Source organism: Streptomyces sp. NPDC046881 (assembly GCF_040645015.1).
In the GTDB taxonomy this organism is placed as follows: Bacteria; Actinomycetota; Actinomycetes; order Streptomycetales; family Streptomycetaceae; genus Streptomyces.
The window spans coordinates 21,460-38,609 of record NZ_JBEYXJ010000006.1; the positions used below are offsets into that span (position 1 = coordinate 21,460).

15 protein-coding genes are annotated in these 17,150 nt (G+C 71.4%); 6 read left to right on the plus strand and 9 right to left on the minus strand.

Annotated features, from left to right (window positions below; all coding sequences use genetic code 11):
- Positions 1–24 precede the first annotated feature (24 nt).
- Positions 25–1,368 (minus strand): polysaccharide lyase family 1 protein, encoded by a 1,344-nt coding sequence (locus ABZ923_RS05100; RefSeq protein WP_361466981.1) that lies wholly within the window; start codon positions 1,366–1,368, stop codon positions 25–27.
- 147 nt (positions 1,369–1,515) lie between these two features.
- Here ABZ923_RS05100 and ABZ923_RS05105 point away from each other — a divergent pair, with 147 nt between their 5' ends.
- A complete protein-coding gene (locus ABZ923_RS05105) occupies positions 1,516–2,208 on the plus strand; it encodes a hypothetical protein (protein ID WP_361466984.1) in 693 nt (230 codons plus the stop codon).
- Between the two features lie 6 nt (positions 2,209–2,214).
- On the opposite strand, the gene ABZ923_RS05110 is transcribed toward ABZ923_RS05105, so the two are convergent.
- Both ABZ923_RS05110 and aspS read right to left on the minus strand, forming a co-directional pair.
- Positions 2,215–3,108 carry an intradiol ring-cleavage dioxygenase gene (locus ABZ923_RS05110; RefSeq protein WP_361466987.1) on the minus strand — a complete coding sequence of 298 codons (894 nt, stop codon included), beginning with the start codon at positions 3,106–3,108 and terminating at the stop codon, positions 2,215–2,217.
- A gap of 119 nt (positions 3,109–3,227) precedes the next feature.
- Positions 3,228–4,991, minus strand: coding sequence for an aspartate--tRNA ligase (gene aspS, locus ABZ923_RS05115; RefSeq protein ID WP_361466990.1), 1,764 nt, complete (start codon positions 4,989–4,991; stop codon positions 3,228–3,230).
- Between the two features lie 175 nt (positions 4,992–5,166).
- Here aspS and ABZ923_RS05120 point away from each other — a divergent pair, with 175 nt between their 5' ends.
- Positions 5,167–7,317, plus strand: a complete 2,151-nt coding sequence (locus ABZ923_RS05120) for a SpoIIE family protein phosphatase (protein WP_361466993.1) — start codon at positions 5,167–5,169, stop codon at positions 7,315–7,317.
- On the opposite strand, the gene ABZ923_RS05125 is transcribed toward ABZ923_RS05120, so the two are convergent.
- The gene (locus ABZ923_RS05125) at positions 7,269–8,333 is read right to left on the minus strand and encodes an AI-2E family transporter (protein ID WP_361466996.1); all 1,065 of its coding nucleotides are present in this window, start codon (positions 8,331–8,333) and stop codon (positions 7,269–7,271) included. The two genes, ABZ923_RS05120 and ABZ923_RS05125, sit on opposite strands and share 49 nt — an antisense overlap.
- A 136-nt stretch (positions 8,334–8,469) precedes the next feature.
- On the opposite strand from ABZ923_RS05125, the gene ABZ923_RS05130 reads away from it, so the two are divergent.
- Entirely contained in the window at positions 8,470–8,895 is a 426-nt protein-coding gene (locus ABZ923_RS05130) for an SRPBCC family protein (protein ID WP_361466999.1), read from the plus strand.
- Between the two features lie 56 nt (positions 8,896–8,951).
- Here ABZ923_RS05130 and ABZ923_RS05135 read toward each other — a convergent pair whose 3' ends face one another.
- From ABZ923_RS05135 to ABZ923_RS05145, 3 genes are all read right to left on the minus strand, one after another.
- Positions 8,952–9,923 (minus strand): pirin family protein, encoded by a 972-nt coding sequence (locus ABZ923_RS05135; protein WP_361467002.1) that lies wholly within the window; start codon positions 9,921–9,923, stop codon positions 8,952–8,954.
- Positions 9,924–10,034: 111 nt separating this feature from the next.
- Positions 10,035–10,508, minus strand: coding sequence for an SseB family protein (locus tag ABZ923_RS05140; protein WP_030344218.1), 474 nt, complete (start codon positions 10,506–10,508; stop codon positions 10,035–10,037).
- 40 nt (positions 10,509–10,548) lie between these two features.
- On the minus strand, positions 10,549–10,977 hold the full coding sequence (locus tag ABZ923_RS05145; protein WP_361467006.1) for a calmodulin-binding protein: 429 nt from the start codon (positions 10,975–10,977) through the stop codon (positions 10,549–10,551).
- A gap of 263 nt (positions 10,978–11,240) precedes the next feature.
- Here ABZ923_RS05145 and ABZ923_RS05150 point away from each other — a divergent pair, with 263 nt between their 5' ends.
- The 3 genes from ABZ923_RS05150 (at position 11,241) to ABZ923_RS05160 (ending at position 14,781) form a co-directional block, all read left to right on the plus strand.
- A complete protein-coding gene (locus ABZ923_RS05150; RefSeq protein WP_361467009.1) occupies positions 11,241–13,067 on the plus strand; it encodes an acyl-CoA dehydrogenase in 1,827 nt (608 codons plus the stop codon).
- Positions 13,068–13,161: 94 nt separating this feature from the next.
- Positions 13,162–14,469: a M18 family aminopeptidase gene (locus tag ABZ923_RS05155; protein ID WP_361467012.1), complete on the plus strand. Its 1,308-nt coding sequence runs from the start codon at positions 13,162–13,164 to the stop codon at positions 14,467–14,469.
- Positions 14,470–14,535: 66 nt separating this feature from the next.
- A complete protein-coding gene (locus ABZ923_RS05160; protein ID WP_208033310.1) occupies positions 14,536–14,781 on the plus strand; it encodes a DUF6458 family protein in 246 nt (81 codons plus the stop codon).
- Here the strand turns inward: ABZ923_RS05160 and ABZ923_RS05165 are convergent.
- Positions 14,769–16,640, minus strand: coding sequence for an NHL domain-containing thioredoxin family protein (locus ABZ923_RS05165; RefSeq protein WP_361467016.1), 1,872 nt, complete (start codon positions 16,638–16,640; stop codon positions 14,769–14,771). The genes ABZ923_RS05160 and ABZ923_RS05165 overlap by 13 nt on opposite strands.
- A 101-nt stretch (positions 16,641–16,741) precedes the next feature.
- Positions 16,742–17,128, minus strand: coding sequence for a cupin domain-containing protein (locus ABZ923_RS05170; RefSeq protein WP_361467019.1), 387 nt, complete (start codon positions 17,126–17,128; stop codon positions 16,742–16,744).
- Positions 17,129–17,150: the final 22 nt, after the last annotated feature.

Below are 17,150 nucleotides of genomic sequence, written 5' to 3' on the forward strand. Positions count from 1 at the left end.
CCCGAGGGCCTCGGGGGCGGGGGCTTACTTCAGCACGCCGGCGCCGGTCGTGTTCGCCAGTGCCGCCGGCAGGTTCTTCGCCGAGGTCTCCAGGCCCGCGGTGAGGGTCGGCGTCCAGTTGACCGTGGTCTTGATCTTCTTCGAGTTCGCGGCGTTGTACGCGGCGACCAGGTCGGTGACCGTGCCGTTGACCAGGTTGCCGCTGCCCGCGACGGAGCCGGTGCCGTCACCGCTCAGCAGCTTGGCGACCTTGCCGCCGGAGGGCACCGTCCAGTAGTTGGCCTGCGCGACGACCTGGGCCTTGGCGCGGGAGTTGATGCTGTACAGGGGCGCGTACCCGTCGACGGTCGTCGTGTCGTACACGTTGTTGTAGAGGTGGACCTGGCCGATGCGGGTCAGCGGGGCGCGTTGGACGATGCCCTTCCACACGTTGTGGTGGATGGAGACCCGCAGCCTGCCGGTGCTGTCCGTGTCGCTGGAGCCGATCAGCATCGTCTTGTCGTGGTCGGTGAACTGGTTGCGCTCGACGGTCACCAGGTCGGAGCCTTTGGTGATGTCCAGGGCGCCGTCGTGGATCTGGTACTCGCGGCCGAAGTAGTTCGGGTTGGCCCGGTCGAAGTGGGGCGCGTCGGTGAACGTGTTGTGGTCCGCCCAGACGTGGGTCGCGCCGCGCAGGGTGACCGAGTCGTAGTTCGAGTTCCAGTTGCCGTCGTCGCCGTCGGTCGGGTCCCACTGCGGGAAGCAGTCCTCGGTGGCGGAGAAGGCCAGGTTGCGGACGATGACGTTGTCCACGTTCTGGATCTGGAACATGCCGCCGGTGATCCCGGCGTTGCTGCCCGGCACGCCCACGATCGAGGTGTTGGCCGGCACCTTGAAGACGATGTTCTTCGCCTGCTCGGCCTGGGCGGCGGCGCGGGCCTTCTCCTGGGTGCCGGAGGGCAGCTTGGAGCGGCCGTAGGTGGCGGGGTCGTAGGCCTTGAGGTAGGCGGAGAGCGAGTAGCCGGTGCCGGAGGCGTGGTCCGCGCAGGTCAGCTTCTTGCCGCTGTCGTCGGTGTTGGCGTCGATCGTGCCCTTGATCTTGATGATGCGGGGCGTGGTGTCCGAGGCCGAGCCCAGCGCCTTCACGAGCTGGGCGCGGGTGGAGACGGTGAAGGTGTGCGCGGAGTCGGCCTTCGCGCCGCCGCTGGTCCCCGTGCCGGAGGAGGCCCAGCCGTCCTTGGCGGCGAGGGTCTGGTGGTACAGGTCGACGGCGTCGGCGTTCGCGTTCATCACGAACACCCCGGCGCCGGCACCCGCGGCCACGACGGCGGCGGACACGGCGGGGGTGCGCCGCTTGCGGAGGGACCGGCGGTGGGAGGGAGCTGCCACGGAGGAGTCCTTAGGGGTCTGCCGAACGGGCCTTACGCCCCCTCAGTGGCCGCCCGGCGGACGGACGTTGCCGTCGGCCGCGAGAATTTTCCGCACGGCCCGGTCAGGCGTCGCCCGCGTGCGGCGGGAAGCCGGAAAAATCCTCCCGTGGACATCCCCGAACCCCATCGCCGGCTCCTCGCGGACGTCGTCGCGGCGGGCGGCCCCTACGGTCTGGTCCTGGCCGGCGGCTACGCCCTCCAGGCGCACGGACTGCTCGGCCGGCCGCACGCCAACCTCGACTTCGCCACCCAGAGCGCGCAGGCCATGGCGGACATCGCCGCGGCCGTCGGCGCGGTCCTGGAGACACGGGGACGGCAGGTGCGCCCCGGCGCCGTCACCGCGCTCACCGCACAGCTGACGGTCACGGACCCGCCGACCGGTGACCCGTGCGTGCTCGCCCTGCACAAGGAGGTGTTCTGGCAGCCGCCGGAGCTGACCGCGTACGGTCCGGCGCTGTCCCTGGAGGACGCCGTCGGTACGAAGGTGCGCGCCCTGTACGACCGGGGTGCGGCCGCCGACCTCGTCGACGCGCGGGCGGCGGCGGCCCGCTTCCCCCTGCCGTACCTGGAGGAGCTGGGCCGCCGGCACGCCCACGACGTCTTCGACCTGCCCACCCTGCAGTCCCGGCTGACCGGCACCGACTTCTACGCCGACGCCGACTTCCGCCGCCTCGGACTGGACGAGGAACGGACCGCCGCCCTGCGCGCCTGGGCCCAGCACTGGTCCGACGACATCGCCGAGCGGCTGCTGGAGGAGGGCGCGTCCCCGGACGCCGAGACCGACGAGCAGGGCGACTGAGCCGGGTCAGCTCCCGTCGTGCGTCTCGTCCGGGGCCACGCCCAGGGTGAGGTGGGCCCGGACCCCGCGCGCGATGTGCCTGCGGTCGTACGTCAGGTACAGCAGGCCGCCCGCGGGCCCGTTGTCCGGGTAGATGGTGTCCTCGTCGAGCGTGGTGCGGGTGGTGGTGTTGGTGGAGTACGGCTCGACGTCCTCCGTGAGCAGCACCGCCTTCTCGTCGAAGAACAGCTGCCCGGTGTGGCAGGTGTGCCCGCCCTCGTACCCGGCGTCCGTCCAGGCGCCGTCGACGTGCACCTTGACGTGGATGTGCACGCAGCGGCCCTGGTACCAGCCGGGGAAGACGGTCCGGAAGGTGACGTACCCGCGCTTGTCGGTGCGCCAGGTGCCGCGCAGGTAGCGGCTGTCGTCGGTGGGCTCCTGGTGGCCGCCGCCACCGCCCCCGGGACCGCCGGAGGGGGGCGCGCCCGTGGGCGTACCGGTCGGGGTTCCGGTCGGGGCGCCCGTCGGGGCCGGGCCACCGCCGCCGCCTCCGCCGCTGCCCGACGCCTCGTATCCGGAGTAGACGCCCACCGCGTTGCAGTGCCAGATGTCGACGGCCGCGTCCCGCAGCGGCTTGCAGGTCTCCGCGTCGATCACCTTCAGGGTGAGCGTCAGCGGGACGCCGGCCTGGTCCTCGGTGACGTCCTGCCGGATCTTGTCGGCGTCGATGTAGTAGGGGCCCTCCATGGTCTCGGAGGTCAGCGTGTAGCAGACGTCCGCGGAGGTGTCGTCGTCGGCGGACGCGTCGACGGCCAGGGCGCCGCCCAGGCCCACGGCCACGGCGGTGGCACCGCCCGCCATGAGCACGGCACGACGGGACGGCGCGCGGTCTCCGCGACCGGGTTCAGGGGTCTCGTTCATGAGCCGGGACCGTAGGGACGCAACCTGTCACCGGGCCCGGAGACGGCTGTGCGCGCCGATCGTCAAGAGCGAGTCAGGACAGATCGGCGCGCACGGCCGGGACCTACCGGGTCACCTGCCTACTTGGGCTGCGGCTTCCTGATGGTCAGGTGCAGCTCGCGCAGGCGGGACTCGTCCAGCTCGGTCGGAGCGCCCATCATCAGGTCCTGGGCGTTGCCGTTGAGCGGGAAGGCGATCGTCTCGCGGATGTTGGGCTCGTCCGCGAGGAGCATGACGATGCGGTCCACGCCCGGGGCGATGCCGCCGTGCGGCGGGGCGCCGAAGCGGAACGCGCGGAGCATGCCCGCGAACTTCTCCTCGACGGTCTCCCGGTCGTAGCCCGCGATCTCGAAGGCCTTGAGCATGATCTCCGGCTCGTGGTTCCGGATCGCGCCGGAGGACAGCTCGACGCCGTTGCAGACGATGTCGTACTGCCAGCCCAGGATGTCCAGCGGGTCCTGGGTCTGAAGAGCCTCCAGGCCGCCCTGCGGCATCGAGAAGGGGTTGTGCGAGAAGTCGATCGCGCCGGTCTCCTCGTCCTTCTCGTACATCGGGAAGTCGACGATCCAGCAGAAGCGGAAGACGCCCTCCTCGAAGTGGCCGGCGCGCTTGGCCGCCTCGACGCGGACCGCGCCCATGATCTTCGAGACCTCGTCGTACTCGCCCGCACCGAAGAAGACGGCGTGGCCGGGGGCCAGGGAGAGGCGCTTGGTCAGCTCCGCGACGTTCGCCTCGGTGAGGAACTTCGCGATCGGGCCGGACAGCGAGCCGTCCTCGGCCACGCGCACCCAGGCCAGGCCCTTGGCGCCCTGCTCGACGGCGTACTCACCGAGCTGGTCGAAGAACTTGCGGGGCTGGCCGGAGACGTCCGGCACCGGCAGCGCGCGCACGTGCTTGCCCGCGAACGCCTTGAACTCCGAGCCCTCGAAGACGTCGGTGATGTCCACCAGCTCCAGCTTGGCGCGCAGGTCCGGCTTGTCCGAGCCGTACTTCGCCATCGCCTCGCGGAACGGGATGCGCGGGAACGGGGAGGTGACGTGACGGCCGCCGCCGAACTCCTCGAACAGCTCCGTCATGAGCTTCTCGATCGGCTGGAAGACGTCCTCCTGCTCGACGAAGCTCATCTCGACGTCGAGCTGGTAGAACTCGCCCGGCGAGCGGTCGGCGCGGGCGTCCTCGTCGCGGAAGCAGGGCGCGATCTGGAAGTAGCGGTCGAAGCCGGAGATCATCAGCAGCTGCTTGAACTGCTGCGGGGCCTGCGGCAGGGCGTAGAACTTGCCCGGGTGCACCCGGGAGGGGACCACGTAGTCGCGGGCGCCCTCGGGGGAGGTGGCGGACAGGATCGGCGTGGCCATCTCGTTGAAGCCCATCGCCGCCATCTTCTGGCGCATGGCCGAGATGACCGCCGTACGCAGCATGATGTTGCGGTGCATGCGCTCGCGGCGCAGGTCCAGGAAGCGGTACTCCAGGCGCCGCTCCTCGTTGACCCCGTCCTCCGTGTTGATGGTGAAGGGCAGGGGCTGGGCCGCGCCGAGCAGCTCGACCTCGGCGACCTCGACCTCGATCTCGCCGGTGGGCAGGTCGGGGTTCACGTTCTCGGTTCCACGTGAAACAACGCGGCCGTCGACGCGGACCGTGGACTCCTTGGAGATCTTGTCCAGGGCCTCGTACGCGGGGGTGCCGGGGCGGGCGACCAGCTGCGTGATGCCGTAGTGGTCGCGCAGATCGATGAAGAGGATGCCGCCCAGGTCGCGCCGATTGTGCAGCCAGCCACTCAGCCGGACGTCGGTGCCGACGTCAGAGGCGCGGAGCTGGCCGCAGGTGTGGGACCTGTACCGATGCATCGTCGTTCATCGTCCTTCGTGGTGGGGTTTCTCCTGCCGGCTCTGCGGACCGGCGGGAACGGGCACGGGGCCCGGACCCATCAAGGGTACCGGGCACCCCCAGCCCGGCTCCCCACCATTACCGCTCACCCGCCTACGGTGGCAGCCTTCGGTCACCTCTCCCTAAAGTGGGGCAATGCGTACAGGCGAGCCCCTGCCGTCCGTCGAGGACGCCCTCGCCGCCCTCGCGACCGGGCTCTGGCACTGGGACACGGCCACCGGCCTGGTCACCGTGGACGCGGAGGCGGCGCGGCTGCTCGGGCTGCCCGCCGAGCCGGCCACCCTCACCGAGGCCCAGACCCGGGCCCGGTTCCACCCGGTCGACTGGAACGAGATCACCGGCGTGGTGCGGCTGGCGGTCGCCGAGGGCACCCTCGCCGAGGTGCGCATCCGGATCATGGACGGCGACGGCGACATCCTGCGGGTCGTCCGCAGCCGCTCCAAGCCCTCGTACGACCCCGAGCGGCACGCCTACGAGCTGATCGGCACCCTCCAGGAGGTGACCGAGCCGACCCCGGGCACGGCGGCCGGCCGCAGCGCGGTCACCGGCGACTGGCGGCGCTCCCGGGAGGCGTTCCTGCTGGACGCCGGCCGGGCGCTGGCGGAGGCCCGGTCCACCGCCGAGGTGCTGCGGGTGGCCGGCGGCCTGTCGATGCCGGGGTTCTCCCCGGACGGGCTCGTGGTGTTCGGGGTGGAGGGCGACCGGCTGACGATCATCGGCCAGCACGGGCACCACCCCGGCGACATGGGCCCCTTCTCGGAGATACCGCTGGCCACCGCCTATCCGGCCACCGACGTCGTCCGCACGGGCCGCGCGGTGTACCTGTCCTCCCCTGAGGAGTACAAGGAGCGCTACCCGGTGACCTGGCCGCTCGCCCAGCACTTCGGGCGCCGCTCGTGGGCGTTCCTGCCGCTGACGGTCGCCGGGCGCACGATGGGCGCCTGGCTGGCCGCCTTCACCCACCCCGTCGCCTTCACCCCGGACGAGCGCGCGGTCCTCACCACGGTCGCCCGGATGCTCGCCCAGGCGCTGTCCCGGGCCGGCGCCGCCGAGACCGAGCGCGAACTGACCGAGGGCCTGCAGCGCAGCATGCTGCCGTCGCTGGGCCCCGAGATCCCGGGGCTGCGGGTGGCCGCCCGGTACATCCCGACCGGCGGCGGCCTCCAGGTCGGCGGCGACTGGTACGACATGATCCCGCTGCCCTCCGGACGGGTCGCCCTGGTCATCGGGGACGTCCAGGGCCACGACGTGCGCGCGGCCGGCCTGATGGGCCAGCTGCGGATCGCGCTGCGCGCCTACGCCGCCGAGGGGCACCGCCCGGACGCCGTGCTCACCCGCGCCTCCCGCTTCCTGCACGGCATCACCCAGGCCACCGGCGACGACCCGGGGGCCGACCTCCGCTTCGCGACCTGCCTGTACGCCGAGGCCGACCCGCCGACCGGCCGGCTGGAGATCGCCCGCGCCGGGCATCCGCACCCGGTGATCCGGATGGCGGACGGCACGGTGATGATGCGGCCGACGACGGGCGGACCGCCGCTCGGCGTCGACCCGGACGCCGACTACCCGACGACCCGGTTCACCCTCGAACCCGGCGAGACGCTGATGCTGTGCACCGACGGCCTGATCGAGACCGGCGGGCACGACCTGGAGAGCGGCTGGCGCAGGCTGCGCGCGATCCTGGAGGACCACGCGGGCGACCTGGAGTCCATGGCCGACGCCCTGGTGCAGGGGGTGCACGGGCCGTCCTCGCACCACACCACCGGCCCGCTGGCCGACCGCCGCGAGGACGACATCGCGCTGCTGCTGCTGTGCCGGCCGGGAGAGGGCTGCGGCTGCGGCGACACCGTGGTGCTCCGGCCGCAGGTGCGGCGCTCGCTGCTGTCGGTGGCGCAGGACGAGCCGGAGCGGATCGCCGAGGCCCGCCAGCAGCTGCGCGAGCTGCTGCACGACTGGGCGTCGGCCGACCAGCTGGACTCGGCGGTGCTGCTGGTCTCCGAGATGATCACCAACGTGCTGGTGCACACGGACACCGACGCGCTGCTGCTCGCCGAGGTCACCGGCGAAGGGGTCGGACGGCGGCTGCGCGTGGAGGTCTTCGACACCGGCGACGACCTGCCGCACAAGCGCCGCCCCGGCGAACTGGCCTCCTCCGGCCGCGGTCTGATGCTGATCGAACTCCTCGCGGACGCGTGGGGGGTGGACCCCCGGGGCGAGGGCAAGAGCATCTGGTTCGAGCTCTACGAGCCGGGCTGCTCGGGAGCCGAGGCGCCGGACGGGGTGGCGTAACGCTCCCTCAGCTCCTGGACGACCGCGAAGGCCGCCGCGGTCAGCGGGACCGCGAGCAGCATGCCGAGGATGCCCGCGACGGAGGCGCCCGCGGTGATCGCCAGCATCACCACGGCCGGGTGCATCTGCACGGTCCGGCTCTGGATCACCGGTTGCAGGACGTGCCCCTCCAGCACCTGCACCGCGAGCACCACCCCGAGCACCCACAGCGCGATCACGAAGCCCCGGTCGGCGAGGGCGACCAGCACGGCCACCGCGCCGGAGATGAAGGCGCCGAGATAGGGGATGTAGGCGCCGACGAAGACGAGCGCGCCGAGCCCCACCGCGCCGGGCACCCGGAGCACCAGCAGGCCCACGGTGATGCACACGGCGTCGATGAGGGCGATGAGGGTCGTCCCGCGCATGAACCCCTCCACCGCGGCGAACGCCCGCCGGGCGATGGCCTCCAGGGTGTCGGCACGGTCGCCGGGCCCGACCGAGCGCAGGGCGGTCACGGCCCGGTGGGAGTCGCGCAGGAAGAAGAAGACCAGCAGCAGCGCGAGCACGGCCATGGCGAGGGACTCGGCGACCACGCTGACACCGCTGATGACATTGGAAGCGGCCGTCGCGCCGAACTTGCGCAGCAGTTCGCGTGCGTTGCCGGCGAGGTCGTCCAGACCGGTCCCGGCGGCCCCGAAGTGCCGCGCGAGGCCCTTGGCGGCGGTCCGCAGCGAGGAGACGATCTGGTCGCCGGTGTCGACGAGCGCGGCGACGATGATGTACACGGCACCGCCGACGACGGCCACGACGGCGACACAGGTGAGCCCGGCCGCCACCGACGCCTGCACCCCCGCGCGCACCAGCCGCCGGTGCAGCGGCCCCAGCAGCGCGGTGCCCAGCAGGGCGAGCAGCACCGGCGTGACGGCCGTGCGCAACTCCCCGCACAGCAGCACCCCGAGCCACCCCACCCCGGCCCCGAGCAGCACCACGGCGCACCAGGCGGCGAACCGGCGAACGGGAACGGGCAGGAGCTGCACGCCTCCAGCAGATCACGGCGCACGACGGCGGTCCTGCCGCGCGAGTCCGGCCGGGTGATGTGCGGGGGGACCGGGCCGCGGCGCAGACTGGAAGGAGGCGACGGGCCCGTCACCGGGCCAGGAGGCGAGGTTCGCGATGAGCAGGCTCGAAGAGCACATAGACATCGACGCCCCCGCGCAGAAGGTCTGGGACCTGCTGCACGACGTCGACTCCTACCCGACGTTCATCGACGGCGTCCAGCGGGCCCGGGGGAGCGGGGGCAACCGCACGCGTCTCGACGTGCAGGCCGGCAGTGTCCGGCGGGAGTTCGAGGCCGTCCTCGACGACCGCACGGGCGACCAGGTCATCGCCTGGCGGACCCAGGGCAGCCCCGAGCTGAAGGGCACCCTGTCCGTGCGGTCGGTGGACCAGGGGCACAGCCAGGTGCAGGTGCGGCTGGAGTACGAACCGGGCGCCGTCCACGAGGCCTTCGGCGGCCCGAAGGGCATGGCCCAGGTCCACCGCATCGAGAACACGGTCCGCGGCGACCTGCAGCACTTCAAGAGCCTGGCCGAGGGATAGGCCCCGCCCGGGCGTCCGGACGGGGCCTGCCCCTCGGCTGCGGTACGCGGGCGGACCTACAGGCCGCCCTCGGACATCCCGTGCACCGCCGGGATCGTGCCGAGCCGGCCCTTCTGGAAGTCCTCGAAGGCCTGCATCAGCTCGTCCTTGGTGTTCATGACGAACGGGCCGTAGTGGACCATCGGCTCCCGGATGGGCCGGCCGCCGAGGAGCACGACCTCCAGGTCCGGGGTGTTCCCGTCCTGCTTCTCGTCCGCGCGGACGGTCAGCGAGGAGCCGGCGCCGAAGACGGCCGTCTGGCCCGTGCGGACCGGGCGGCGCTGCGTACCGACGCTGCCGCGGCCGGCGAGGACGTACGCGAGCCCGTTGAAGTCCTCCCGCCACGGCAGGGTGACCTCCGCGCCCGGGGCGAGGGTCGCGTGGATCATCGTGATCGGCGTGTGCGTGATGCCGGGGCCCTGGTGGCCGTCCAGCTCGCCGGCGATGACCCGCAGCAGCGCGCCGCCGTCGGGCGAGGTGAGCAGCTGCACGTTGCCGCCGCGGATGTCCTGGTAACGCGGGGCCATCATCTTGTCCTTGGCGGGGAGGTTCACCCACAGCTGGAGCCCGTGGAAGAGGCCCCCGGACATGACGAGGGACTCCGGCGGCGCCTCGATGTGCAGCAGGCCCGCGCCCGCCGTCATCCACTGGGTGTCGCCGTTGGTGATGGTGCCGCCACCGCCGTTGGAGTCCTGGTGGTCGAAGACGCCGTCGATGATGTAGGTGACGGTCTCGAAGCCGCGGTGCGGGTGCCAGGGGGTGCCCTTGGGCTCGCCCGGCGCGTACTCCACCTCGCCCATCTGGTCCATCATGATGAACGGGTCGAGGTGGCGGTAGTTGATCCCCGCGAACGCCCGGCGCACCGGGAAGCCCTCGCCCTCGAAACCGCTGGGAGCGGTCGTGACGGTGAGCACGGGACGTGCCACGGCGTCGGCGGGAGCGGTCACACGGGGCAGCGTCAACGGGTTCTCGACGGTCACTGCAGGCATTGGTGGGTACCTCCTTGGTACGCCCACTTTAGTTGAGCGTTGAACTTCTTGTCACCCGGAACAGAAAAAGCCCGGAGGGCATTCCCTCCGGGCTCGCGGCGCACGGGGCGCCTAGCCGTACATGCGGCGCATCGCGAAGTCGACCATCTGTTCGACCGCCTTCGCGTCGAAGACCATCCGGTGCTCGCCCTCCATGTCCAGGACGAAGCCGTAGCCGGTCGGCAGCAGGTCGATCACCTCGGCGCCGGTGATGACGAAGTACTTGGACTCCTTGCCCGCGTACCGGCGCAGCTCCTTCAGCGAGGTGAACATCGGGATCACCGGCTGCTGGGTGTTGTGCAGGGCGAGGAAGCCGGGGGTGTCGCCGCGGGGGCAGTAGACCTTCGAGGTCGCGAAGATCTGCTGGAAGTCCTCGGCGGACATCTGGCCGGTGGTGAAGGCGCGCACCGCGTCCGCGAGCGAGGGCGGGGACGGCTCGGGGTACAGCGGCGGCTGCTGCCCGTATCCGCCGGCCATCGGCTGCTGCGGCGGGGCGTACTGCTGCTGGGCAGCGCCCCCGTCCATGGGCTGGCCGTATCCATACATGGAGAGAAGCGTACCGAGCCCGCCCCGCCGCCCGAACGGCCTACGGGGCCGGAACCTCACGGATCAGCCGGGAGGTCCAGGGGCACCAGACGAGCCCGGGCAGGAAGGCGCCTCCCGCCTCGTCCAGATGGTCCTCGACGTAGGGCAGGCTGGCGTCGCAGACCTCGATGCCGTAGTCGAAGAACTGCACGGTGTCCGGGTTGTAGTGGAAGGACCACCTCGGGTTGTAGTCGGCCTGACGCTTGACGATCCGCCCGAGGAGGTGGGGCCGCTCGTCCGTCTCACCGCTGATGAGGTCCCGGGCGTGCTTGATCGTGGCCGGGTCGTCGATCCGGACGATCGCCCGCTCATGGGTGATGTCGGTGAACTCGAAGTAGGCCGAGTCCGCCGCCTGGGAGGGCTGTGCCAGCCCGACGGTGAGCATCGCCGCCGCCGCCAGTCCGCCCAGCCTGGACGGGAGTCGTCGCATGAGTGCCTCCGCACACGAGAAGGGGTCGGCCAGTCACCGAACGTAGCGAATAAGTTACGTGACGTACCCTAAACGGAGGCATGGATTCACCCGGACGGCCGAGGCGCACCGGGTCGTTCACGGCGCACTTGAGACGCGTCACAGATGTCCGGATCGGGGTTGCGTCTTATTACCGACGGGTAGCATCATCGTAGCTACTTGTTGGTACGTGAACTAGGTGCGAGGAGTCAGTGCCTCGCCGATCCCTCAACGGAGCCGTCGCCATGGGGCACTACAAGTCGAATCTCCGCGACATCGAGTTCAACCTCTTCGAAGTACTGGGGCGCGACAAGGTGTACGGCACCGGCCCGTTCGAGGAGATGGACGTCGAGACCGCCAAGAGCGTCCTGGAGGAGCTGACCCGCCTCTCCGAGAACGAGCTGGCCGAGTCCTTCGCCGACGCCGACCGCAACCCGCCGGTCTTCGACCCGGAGACCAACACCGCGCCCATCCCGGCGTCCTTCAAGAAGAGCTACCAGGCCTTCATGGACTCCGAGTACTGGCGGCTCGGCCTGCCCGAGGAGATCGGCGGCACCACCTCGCCGCGCTCCCTCATCTGGGCCTACGCCGAGCTGATCCTGGGCGCCAACCCGGCCGTGTGGATGTACTCCTCGGGCCCGGCCTTCGCCGGCATCCTCTTCGAGGAGGGCAACGAGGTCCAGAAGCACATAGCCAAGATCGCCACCGAGAAGCAGTGGGGCTCCACCATGGTGCTCACCGAGCCGGACGCCGGCTCGGACGTGGGCGCCGGCCGCACCAAGGCCGTGCAGCAGGAGGACGGCTCCTGGCACATCGAGGGCGTGAAGCGCTTCATCACCTCCGGTGAGCACGACATGTCGGAGAACATCCTCCACTACGTGCTCGCGCGTCCCGAGGGCGCCGGCCCCGGCACCAAGGGCCTGTCCCTCTTCCTCGTCCCGAAGTACCTCTTCGACTTCGAGACCGGCGAGCTGGGCGAGCGCAACGGCGTCTACGCCACCAACGTCGAGCACAAGATGGGCCTGAAGGCCTCCAACACGTGCGAGATGACCTTCGGCGACAAGCACCCCGCCAAGGGCTGGCTGATCGGCGACAAGCACGACGGCATCCGCCAGATGTTCCGCATCATCGAGTTCGCCCGCATGATGGTCGGCACGAAGGCGATCTCCACGCTCTCCACCGGCTACCTGAACGCGCTGGAGTACGCCAAGGAGCGCGTGCAGGGCCCGGACCTGGCCAACTTCATGGACAAGACCGCGCCCAAGGTCACCATCACCCACCACCCCGACGTGCGCCGCTCGCTGATCACGCAGAAGGCGTACGCGGAGGGCATGCGCGCCCTCGTCCTCTACACCGCCTCCATCCAGGACGCCATCCAGCTCAAGGAGGCGAACGGCGAGGACGCCTCCGCCGAGGAGGCACTGAACGACCTGCTCCTGCCCATCGTCAAGGGCTACGGCTCGGAGAAGGGCTACGAGCAGCTCGCCCAGTCGCTGCAGACCTTCGGCGGCTCCGGCTTCCTGCAGGAGTACCCGATCGAGCAGTACATCCGGGACTCCAAGATCGACACCCTGTACGAGGGCACCACGGCGATCCAGGGCCAGGACTTCTTCTTCCGGAAGATCGTCCGCAACCAGGGCGCCGCGCTGAACTCCCTCGCCGAGGACATCAAGAAGTTCCTGGCGCTCGGCACCGGCGGCGAGGAGCTGGCCGGCGCCCGCGAGCACCTGGCCAAGGCGGCCGTGGAGCTGGAGGCGATCGTCGGCCTGATGCTGACCGACCTCGCCGCCACCGAGCAGGACACCAAGAACATCTACAAGGTCGGCCTGAACACCACCCGCCTCCTCATGGCCTCCGGTGACGTCGTCGTCGGCTACCTGCTCCTCAAGGGCGCCGCGATCGCCGCCGAGAAGCTGCCCACCGCCTCGGCGAAGGACAAGGCGTTCTACACCGGCAAGATCGCCGCGGCGAAGTTCTTCGCGGCGAACGTCCTGCCGGGCGTCACCCTCGCCCGCAAGGTCGCCGGCAGCGTCGACCTGGACCTGATGGAGCTGGACGAGGCCGCGTTCTAAACGGCCCCGACGTTCCGGACGTCCCCGCCGATTCCTCGCACGGGCCCGCTCTCTTTCCGGGAGCGGGCCCGTGCACGTCGTTAAGGTGAATCCCATGAGCGCACCAGCCCGCTTCGACCGCGGCCACACCGACGACCTGATGTCCTTCCTGGCGGCGAGCCCGTCGCCGTACCACGCCGTGGCGAACACCGCCGAGCGGCTGGAGAAGGCAGGCTTCCGGCAGGTCGCGGAGACGGACGCCTGGGACACCGTGGCCGCCGGCCCCGGCGGCCGGTACGTGCTGCGCGGCGGCGCGATCGTGGCCTGGTACGTGCCCGAGGGTGCCGAGCCGCACACCCCCTTCCACATCATCGGCGCGCACACCGACTCCCCGAGCCTGCGGGTCAAGCCGCGCCCGGACACCGGGACGCAGGGCTGGCGCCAGGTCGCCGTGGAGATCTACGGCGGCCCGCTGCTCAACTCCTGGCTCGACCGGGACCTGGGCCTGGCCGGCCGGCTGTCGCTGCGCGACGGCTCCTCCGTCCTGGTCAACGTGGACCGGCCGCTGCTGCGGGTGCCGCAGCTCGCCATCCACCTGGACCGTTCGGTCAGCGCCGAGGGGCTCAAGCTGGACAAGCAGCGGCACCTGCAGCCGGTGTGGGGCCTCGGCGACGACGTGCTGGACGGCGACCTCATCGCCTTCCTGGAGCAGGAGGCCGGCCTGGCGGCGGGCTCGGTGGCCGGCTGGGACCTGATGACGCATCCGGTGGAGCCGCCGGCCTACCTCGGCCGGGACCGGGAGCTGGTCGCCGGCCCGCGCATGGACAACCTGCTGTCCGTGCACGCCGGTGCCGCCGCCCTCACCGCCGTCGCGTCCTCCGGCGCCCCGCTCGGCCGCATCCCGGTGCTGGCCGCCTTCGACCACGAGGAGAACGGCTCCCAGTCGGACACCGGCGCGGACGGCCCGCTGCTCGGCTCGGTGCTGGAGCGCTCGGTGCTGGCCCGGGGCGGGTCGTACGAGGACCGGGCGCGCGCCTTCGCCGGCTCGGTCTGTCTGTCCTCCGACACGGGCCACGCCGTGCACCCCAACTACGCCGAGCGGCACGACCCGACGCACCACCCGCGGGTCAACGGCGGTCCGCTCCTCAAGGTCAACGTCAACAACCGCTACGCCACGGACGGTTCGGGGCGCGCGGTGTTCGCCGCGGCCTGCGAGAAGGCGAACGTCCCCTTCCAGAGCTTCGTCTCCAACAACTCCATGCCGTGCGGCACCACCATCGGACCGATCACCGCGGCCCGGCACGGCATCCGCACGGTGGACATCGGCGTGGCGATCCTCTCCATGCACAGCGTGCGTGAACTGTGCGGCGCCGACGACCCGTTCTTGCTCGCGAATGCCCTGACAGCCTTCTTGGAGGGCTAGTCGGGACCTCGCCGGGTACCCGCACGGCACCGGAGATTCCGGAACCGGAAGGGGAGGCGAGGTCTCATGGGTCTCGGCGGATGCATCATCCTCATCGCCGTGGGGGCCATTCTGACGTTCGCGACCGACTGGCACATGCAGGGCGTCAACCTCACTGTCGTCGGCCTGATCCTGATGGCCGTCGGCCTGATCGGGGTGGCGACGTTCAGTGGCATCGCGCGCCGCCGCCGCGTGGTCGTACCGCCGACGACACCGGTGGTGGAGGACGAACGCCACCGCGTCGACGGCTACTCCGACGGCTACGGCGTCTGAGGCGCCGCCTCCTGCTCGTCCAGACCCGCCAGGACGAGCGGCAGGCGGTCCGCCCCGCCCTTCGTCAGGCGGAGCGGAACACCCCAGTCCTGCTGGTGGACGTGGCAGGCGGGGTGCACGTCGGCGCCCCCGGCGGAGCCGCTGTCGGACGCGGTGTCGTCGCAGCTGGCGGCCATCGCGGAGACGTGCAGGACGCCCTGCGTGACGGCCGGGTTCAGCTCCAGCTCGCGGGACAGCTCCGTGTCCGCTCCCTCGCCCTCGAGCAGCAGCTCGGGCGGGGTCGAGGAGACCAGCAGGCGGGTCGAGGGGCCGTACCGCGTGTCCAGCTTCTGGCCCGCGGGGGCCCGGAAGACCACGTCGAGGCGGAGCCGGCCGGGCGCGACCTCGGTCGCGGCGCGCCGGGTGCGGTGGGCGACCGGCTCCACCCGCACCGCCTCCTCCGGCAGCCGCAGCCGGGTCAGCCGGTGCCGGGCCGACTCCACGACCACGATGTCCTCGCCGGCGAGCACGGCGTCGCTGGGCTCGCGCAGATCGGTGGCGAGGGTGGTGAGCTCGCCGGTCACCGGGTCGTAGCGGCGCAGGGCGTGGTTGTAGGTGTCGGCGACCGCCACCGAGCCGTCCGGCAGGGCGGTGACGCCCAGCGGGTGCTGGAGGAGGGCCTGACCGGCGGCGCCGTCCCGGTGGCCGAAGTCGAAAAGGCCGGTGCCGACGGCGGTGTGGACGTGTCCGCCGCGGTCCACCCAGCGCAGCGCGCTGGTCTCGGAGTCGGCGAGCCAGAGCCGCTCCCCGTCGGGGGAGACCGCGAGGCCGGAGGGCTGGGCGAACCAGGCCTCGTCGGCCGGGCCGTCGACGAGTCCCTCGTTGGCGTTGCCGGCGGTGACGGAGACGGTGCCGTCCGCGGGGTCGTACGCCCACAGCTGGTGGATGCCGGCCATGGCGATCCACACCTTCCCGTTCCACCACGCCACGTCCCACGGTGAGGACAGGTTGACCTCGCGCCCGGGGCCGGAGGTGGCGTCGCCCCGCATCCACTGCCATCCGGTGCCGGCCAGGGTGGTGGTCCGGCCGCTTACCGGGTCGAAGCGCCGGAGGGCGTGGTTGACCGTGTCGGCGACGGCCACGGAGCCGTCCGGCAGCAGCGCCAGGCCCTGCGGCTGGTTGAACCGCGAACGGACCCAGGTGCTGTCGGTCAGGCCGCGGCTGCCCTGGCCGATCCGCCGCACGACCGTCTCCCCGTCCGCCTCCAGCTCCACCAGCTGGTGCCGGGTGGTGTCGCTGACCAGGAAGGTGCCGGACGGCAGCAGCAGGGCCTTGCCGGGGAAGCGCAGCGTCGTCGGCTCGGGCTCCGGCGGTACGTACGGCCCGTCGCCCCGGCGCAGGGTGCCCTTGGCCTCGTGCTCGGCCTCCAGCTCGGTCACCAGCCGCTCGATGGCGTGCACATGCCCCTCACCCGCGTGCTGGGCGACGACGTACCCCTCGGGGTCGATCACCACCAGCGTCGGCCAGGCGCGCACCGCGTACTGCTTCCAGGTGGCCAGCTCCGGGTCGTCCAGGACCGGGTGCTCCACGCCGTAGCGCTCCACGGCGTCCACGACGGCCCGGTGCTCGGCCTCGTGCACGAACTTCGGCGAGTGCACCCCGATCACCACGAGCGTGTCCCGGTGCTTGGCCTCCAGCTCGCGCAGCTCGTCCAGGACGTGCAGGCAGTTGATGCAGCAGAAGGTCCAGAAGTCCAGGACGACGATGCGCCCTCGCAGGTCGGCGAGGGTGTACTGCCGGCCTCCCGTGTTCAGCCAGCCACCCTTGCCGATCAGCTCGGGGGCCCGGACCCGGGCGCGTCGGCGTGCGGAGTCGGTCATGGCTCCAAGGGTGCCACCCGGCCCCGGCAGCGGTGGGGGCCTGTGGACAACTCCCCCGTCAGTCCTGGCGGACGACGCCCCTGCCGGATTCCGGCGGACGGTCAGCCCAGTGCGTGGCCCGTGGTGGCGTCCACGTGGTCGGGGACGTCCTCGTGCCGGTCGCCGACGCTGAGCGTCCCGGTGGGTTCGAAGACCAGGATCTCGGTGGGCACGGGCGCGTACGGCTTGTGCTCGACCCCGCGCGGGACGGTGAACACCGACCCCTTGGGCAGCACCACGGTGCGCTCGCCGGCCGGCTCGCGCAGGCCGATGTGCAGTTCGCCGGCGAGGACCAGGAAGAACTCGTCGGTGTGCGCGTGCGCGTGCCAGAGATGTTCGCCCTGCACCTTGGCCACGCGCACGTCGTAGTCGTTGACGGCGGTGACGATGCGGGGGCTCCACTGCTCGGTGAAGGAGGCGAGGGCCGCGTCCAGGGAGATCGGTTCCATGGGTTCATCGTCGAGGGTGCCC

Coding starts and splice junctions, on each gene's coding strand:
- ABZ923_RS05110 (WP_361466987.1), bottom strand. CDS start 3,108: ATGAACGAGACCCCTGAACCCGGTCGCGGAGACCGCGCGCCGTCCCGT.
- aspS (WP_361466990.1), bottom strand. CDS start 4,991: ATGCATCGGTACAGGTCCCACACCTGCGGCCAGCTCCGCGCCTCTGAC.
- ABZ923_RS05120 (WP_361466993.1), top strand. CDS start 5,167: ATGCGTACAGGCGAGCCCCTGCCGTCCGTCGAGGACGCCCTCGCCGCC.
- ABZ923_RS05130 (WP_361466999.1), top strand. CDS start 8,470: ATGAGCAGGCTCGAAGAGCACATAGACATCGACGCCCCCGCGCAGAAG.
- ABZ923_RS05135 (WP_361467002.1), bottom strand. CDS start 9,923: ATGCCTGCAGTGACCGTCGAGAACCCGTTGACGCTGCCCCGTGTGACC.
- ABZ923_RS05140 (WP_030344218.1), bottom strand. CDS start 10,508: ATGTATGGATACGGCCAGCCCATGGACGGGGGCGCTGCCCAGCAGCAG.
- ABZ923_RS05145 (WP_361467006.1), bottom strand. CDS start 10,977: ATGCGACGACTCCCGTCCAGGCTGGGCGGACTGGCGGCGGCGGCGATG.
- ABZ923_RS05150 (WP_361467009.1), top strand. CDS start 11,241: ATGGGGCACTACAAGTCGAATCTCCGCGACATCGAGTTCAACCTCTTC.
- ABZ923_RS05155 (WP_361467012.1), top strand. CDS start 13,162: ATGAGCGCACCAGCCCGCTTCGACCGCGGCCACACCGACGACCTGATG.
- ABZ923_RS05160 (WP_208033310.1), top strand. CDS start 14,536: ATGGGTCTCGGCGGATGCATCATCCTCATCGCCGTGGGGGCCATTCTG.
- ABZ923_RS05165 (WP_361467016.1), bottom strand. CDS start 16,640: ATGACCGACTCCGCACGCCGACGCGCCCGGGTCCGGGCCCCCGAGCTG.
- ABZ923_RS05170 (WP_361467019.1), bottom strand. CDS start 17,128: ATGGAACCGATCTCCCTGGACGCGGCCCTCGCCTCCTTCACCGAGCAG.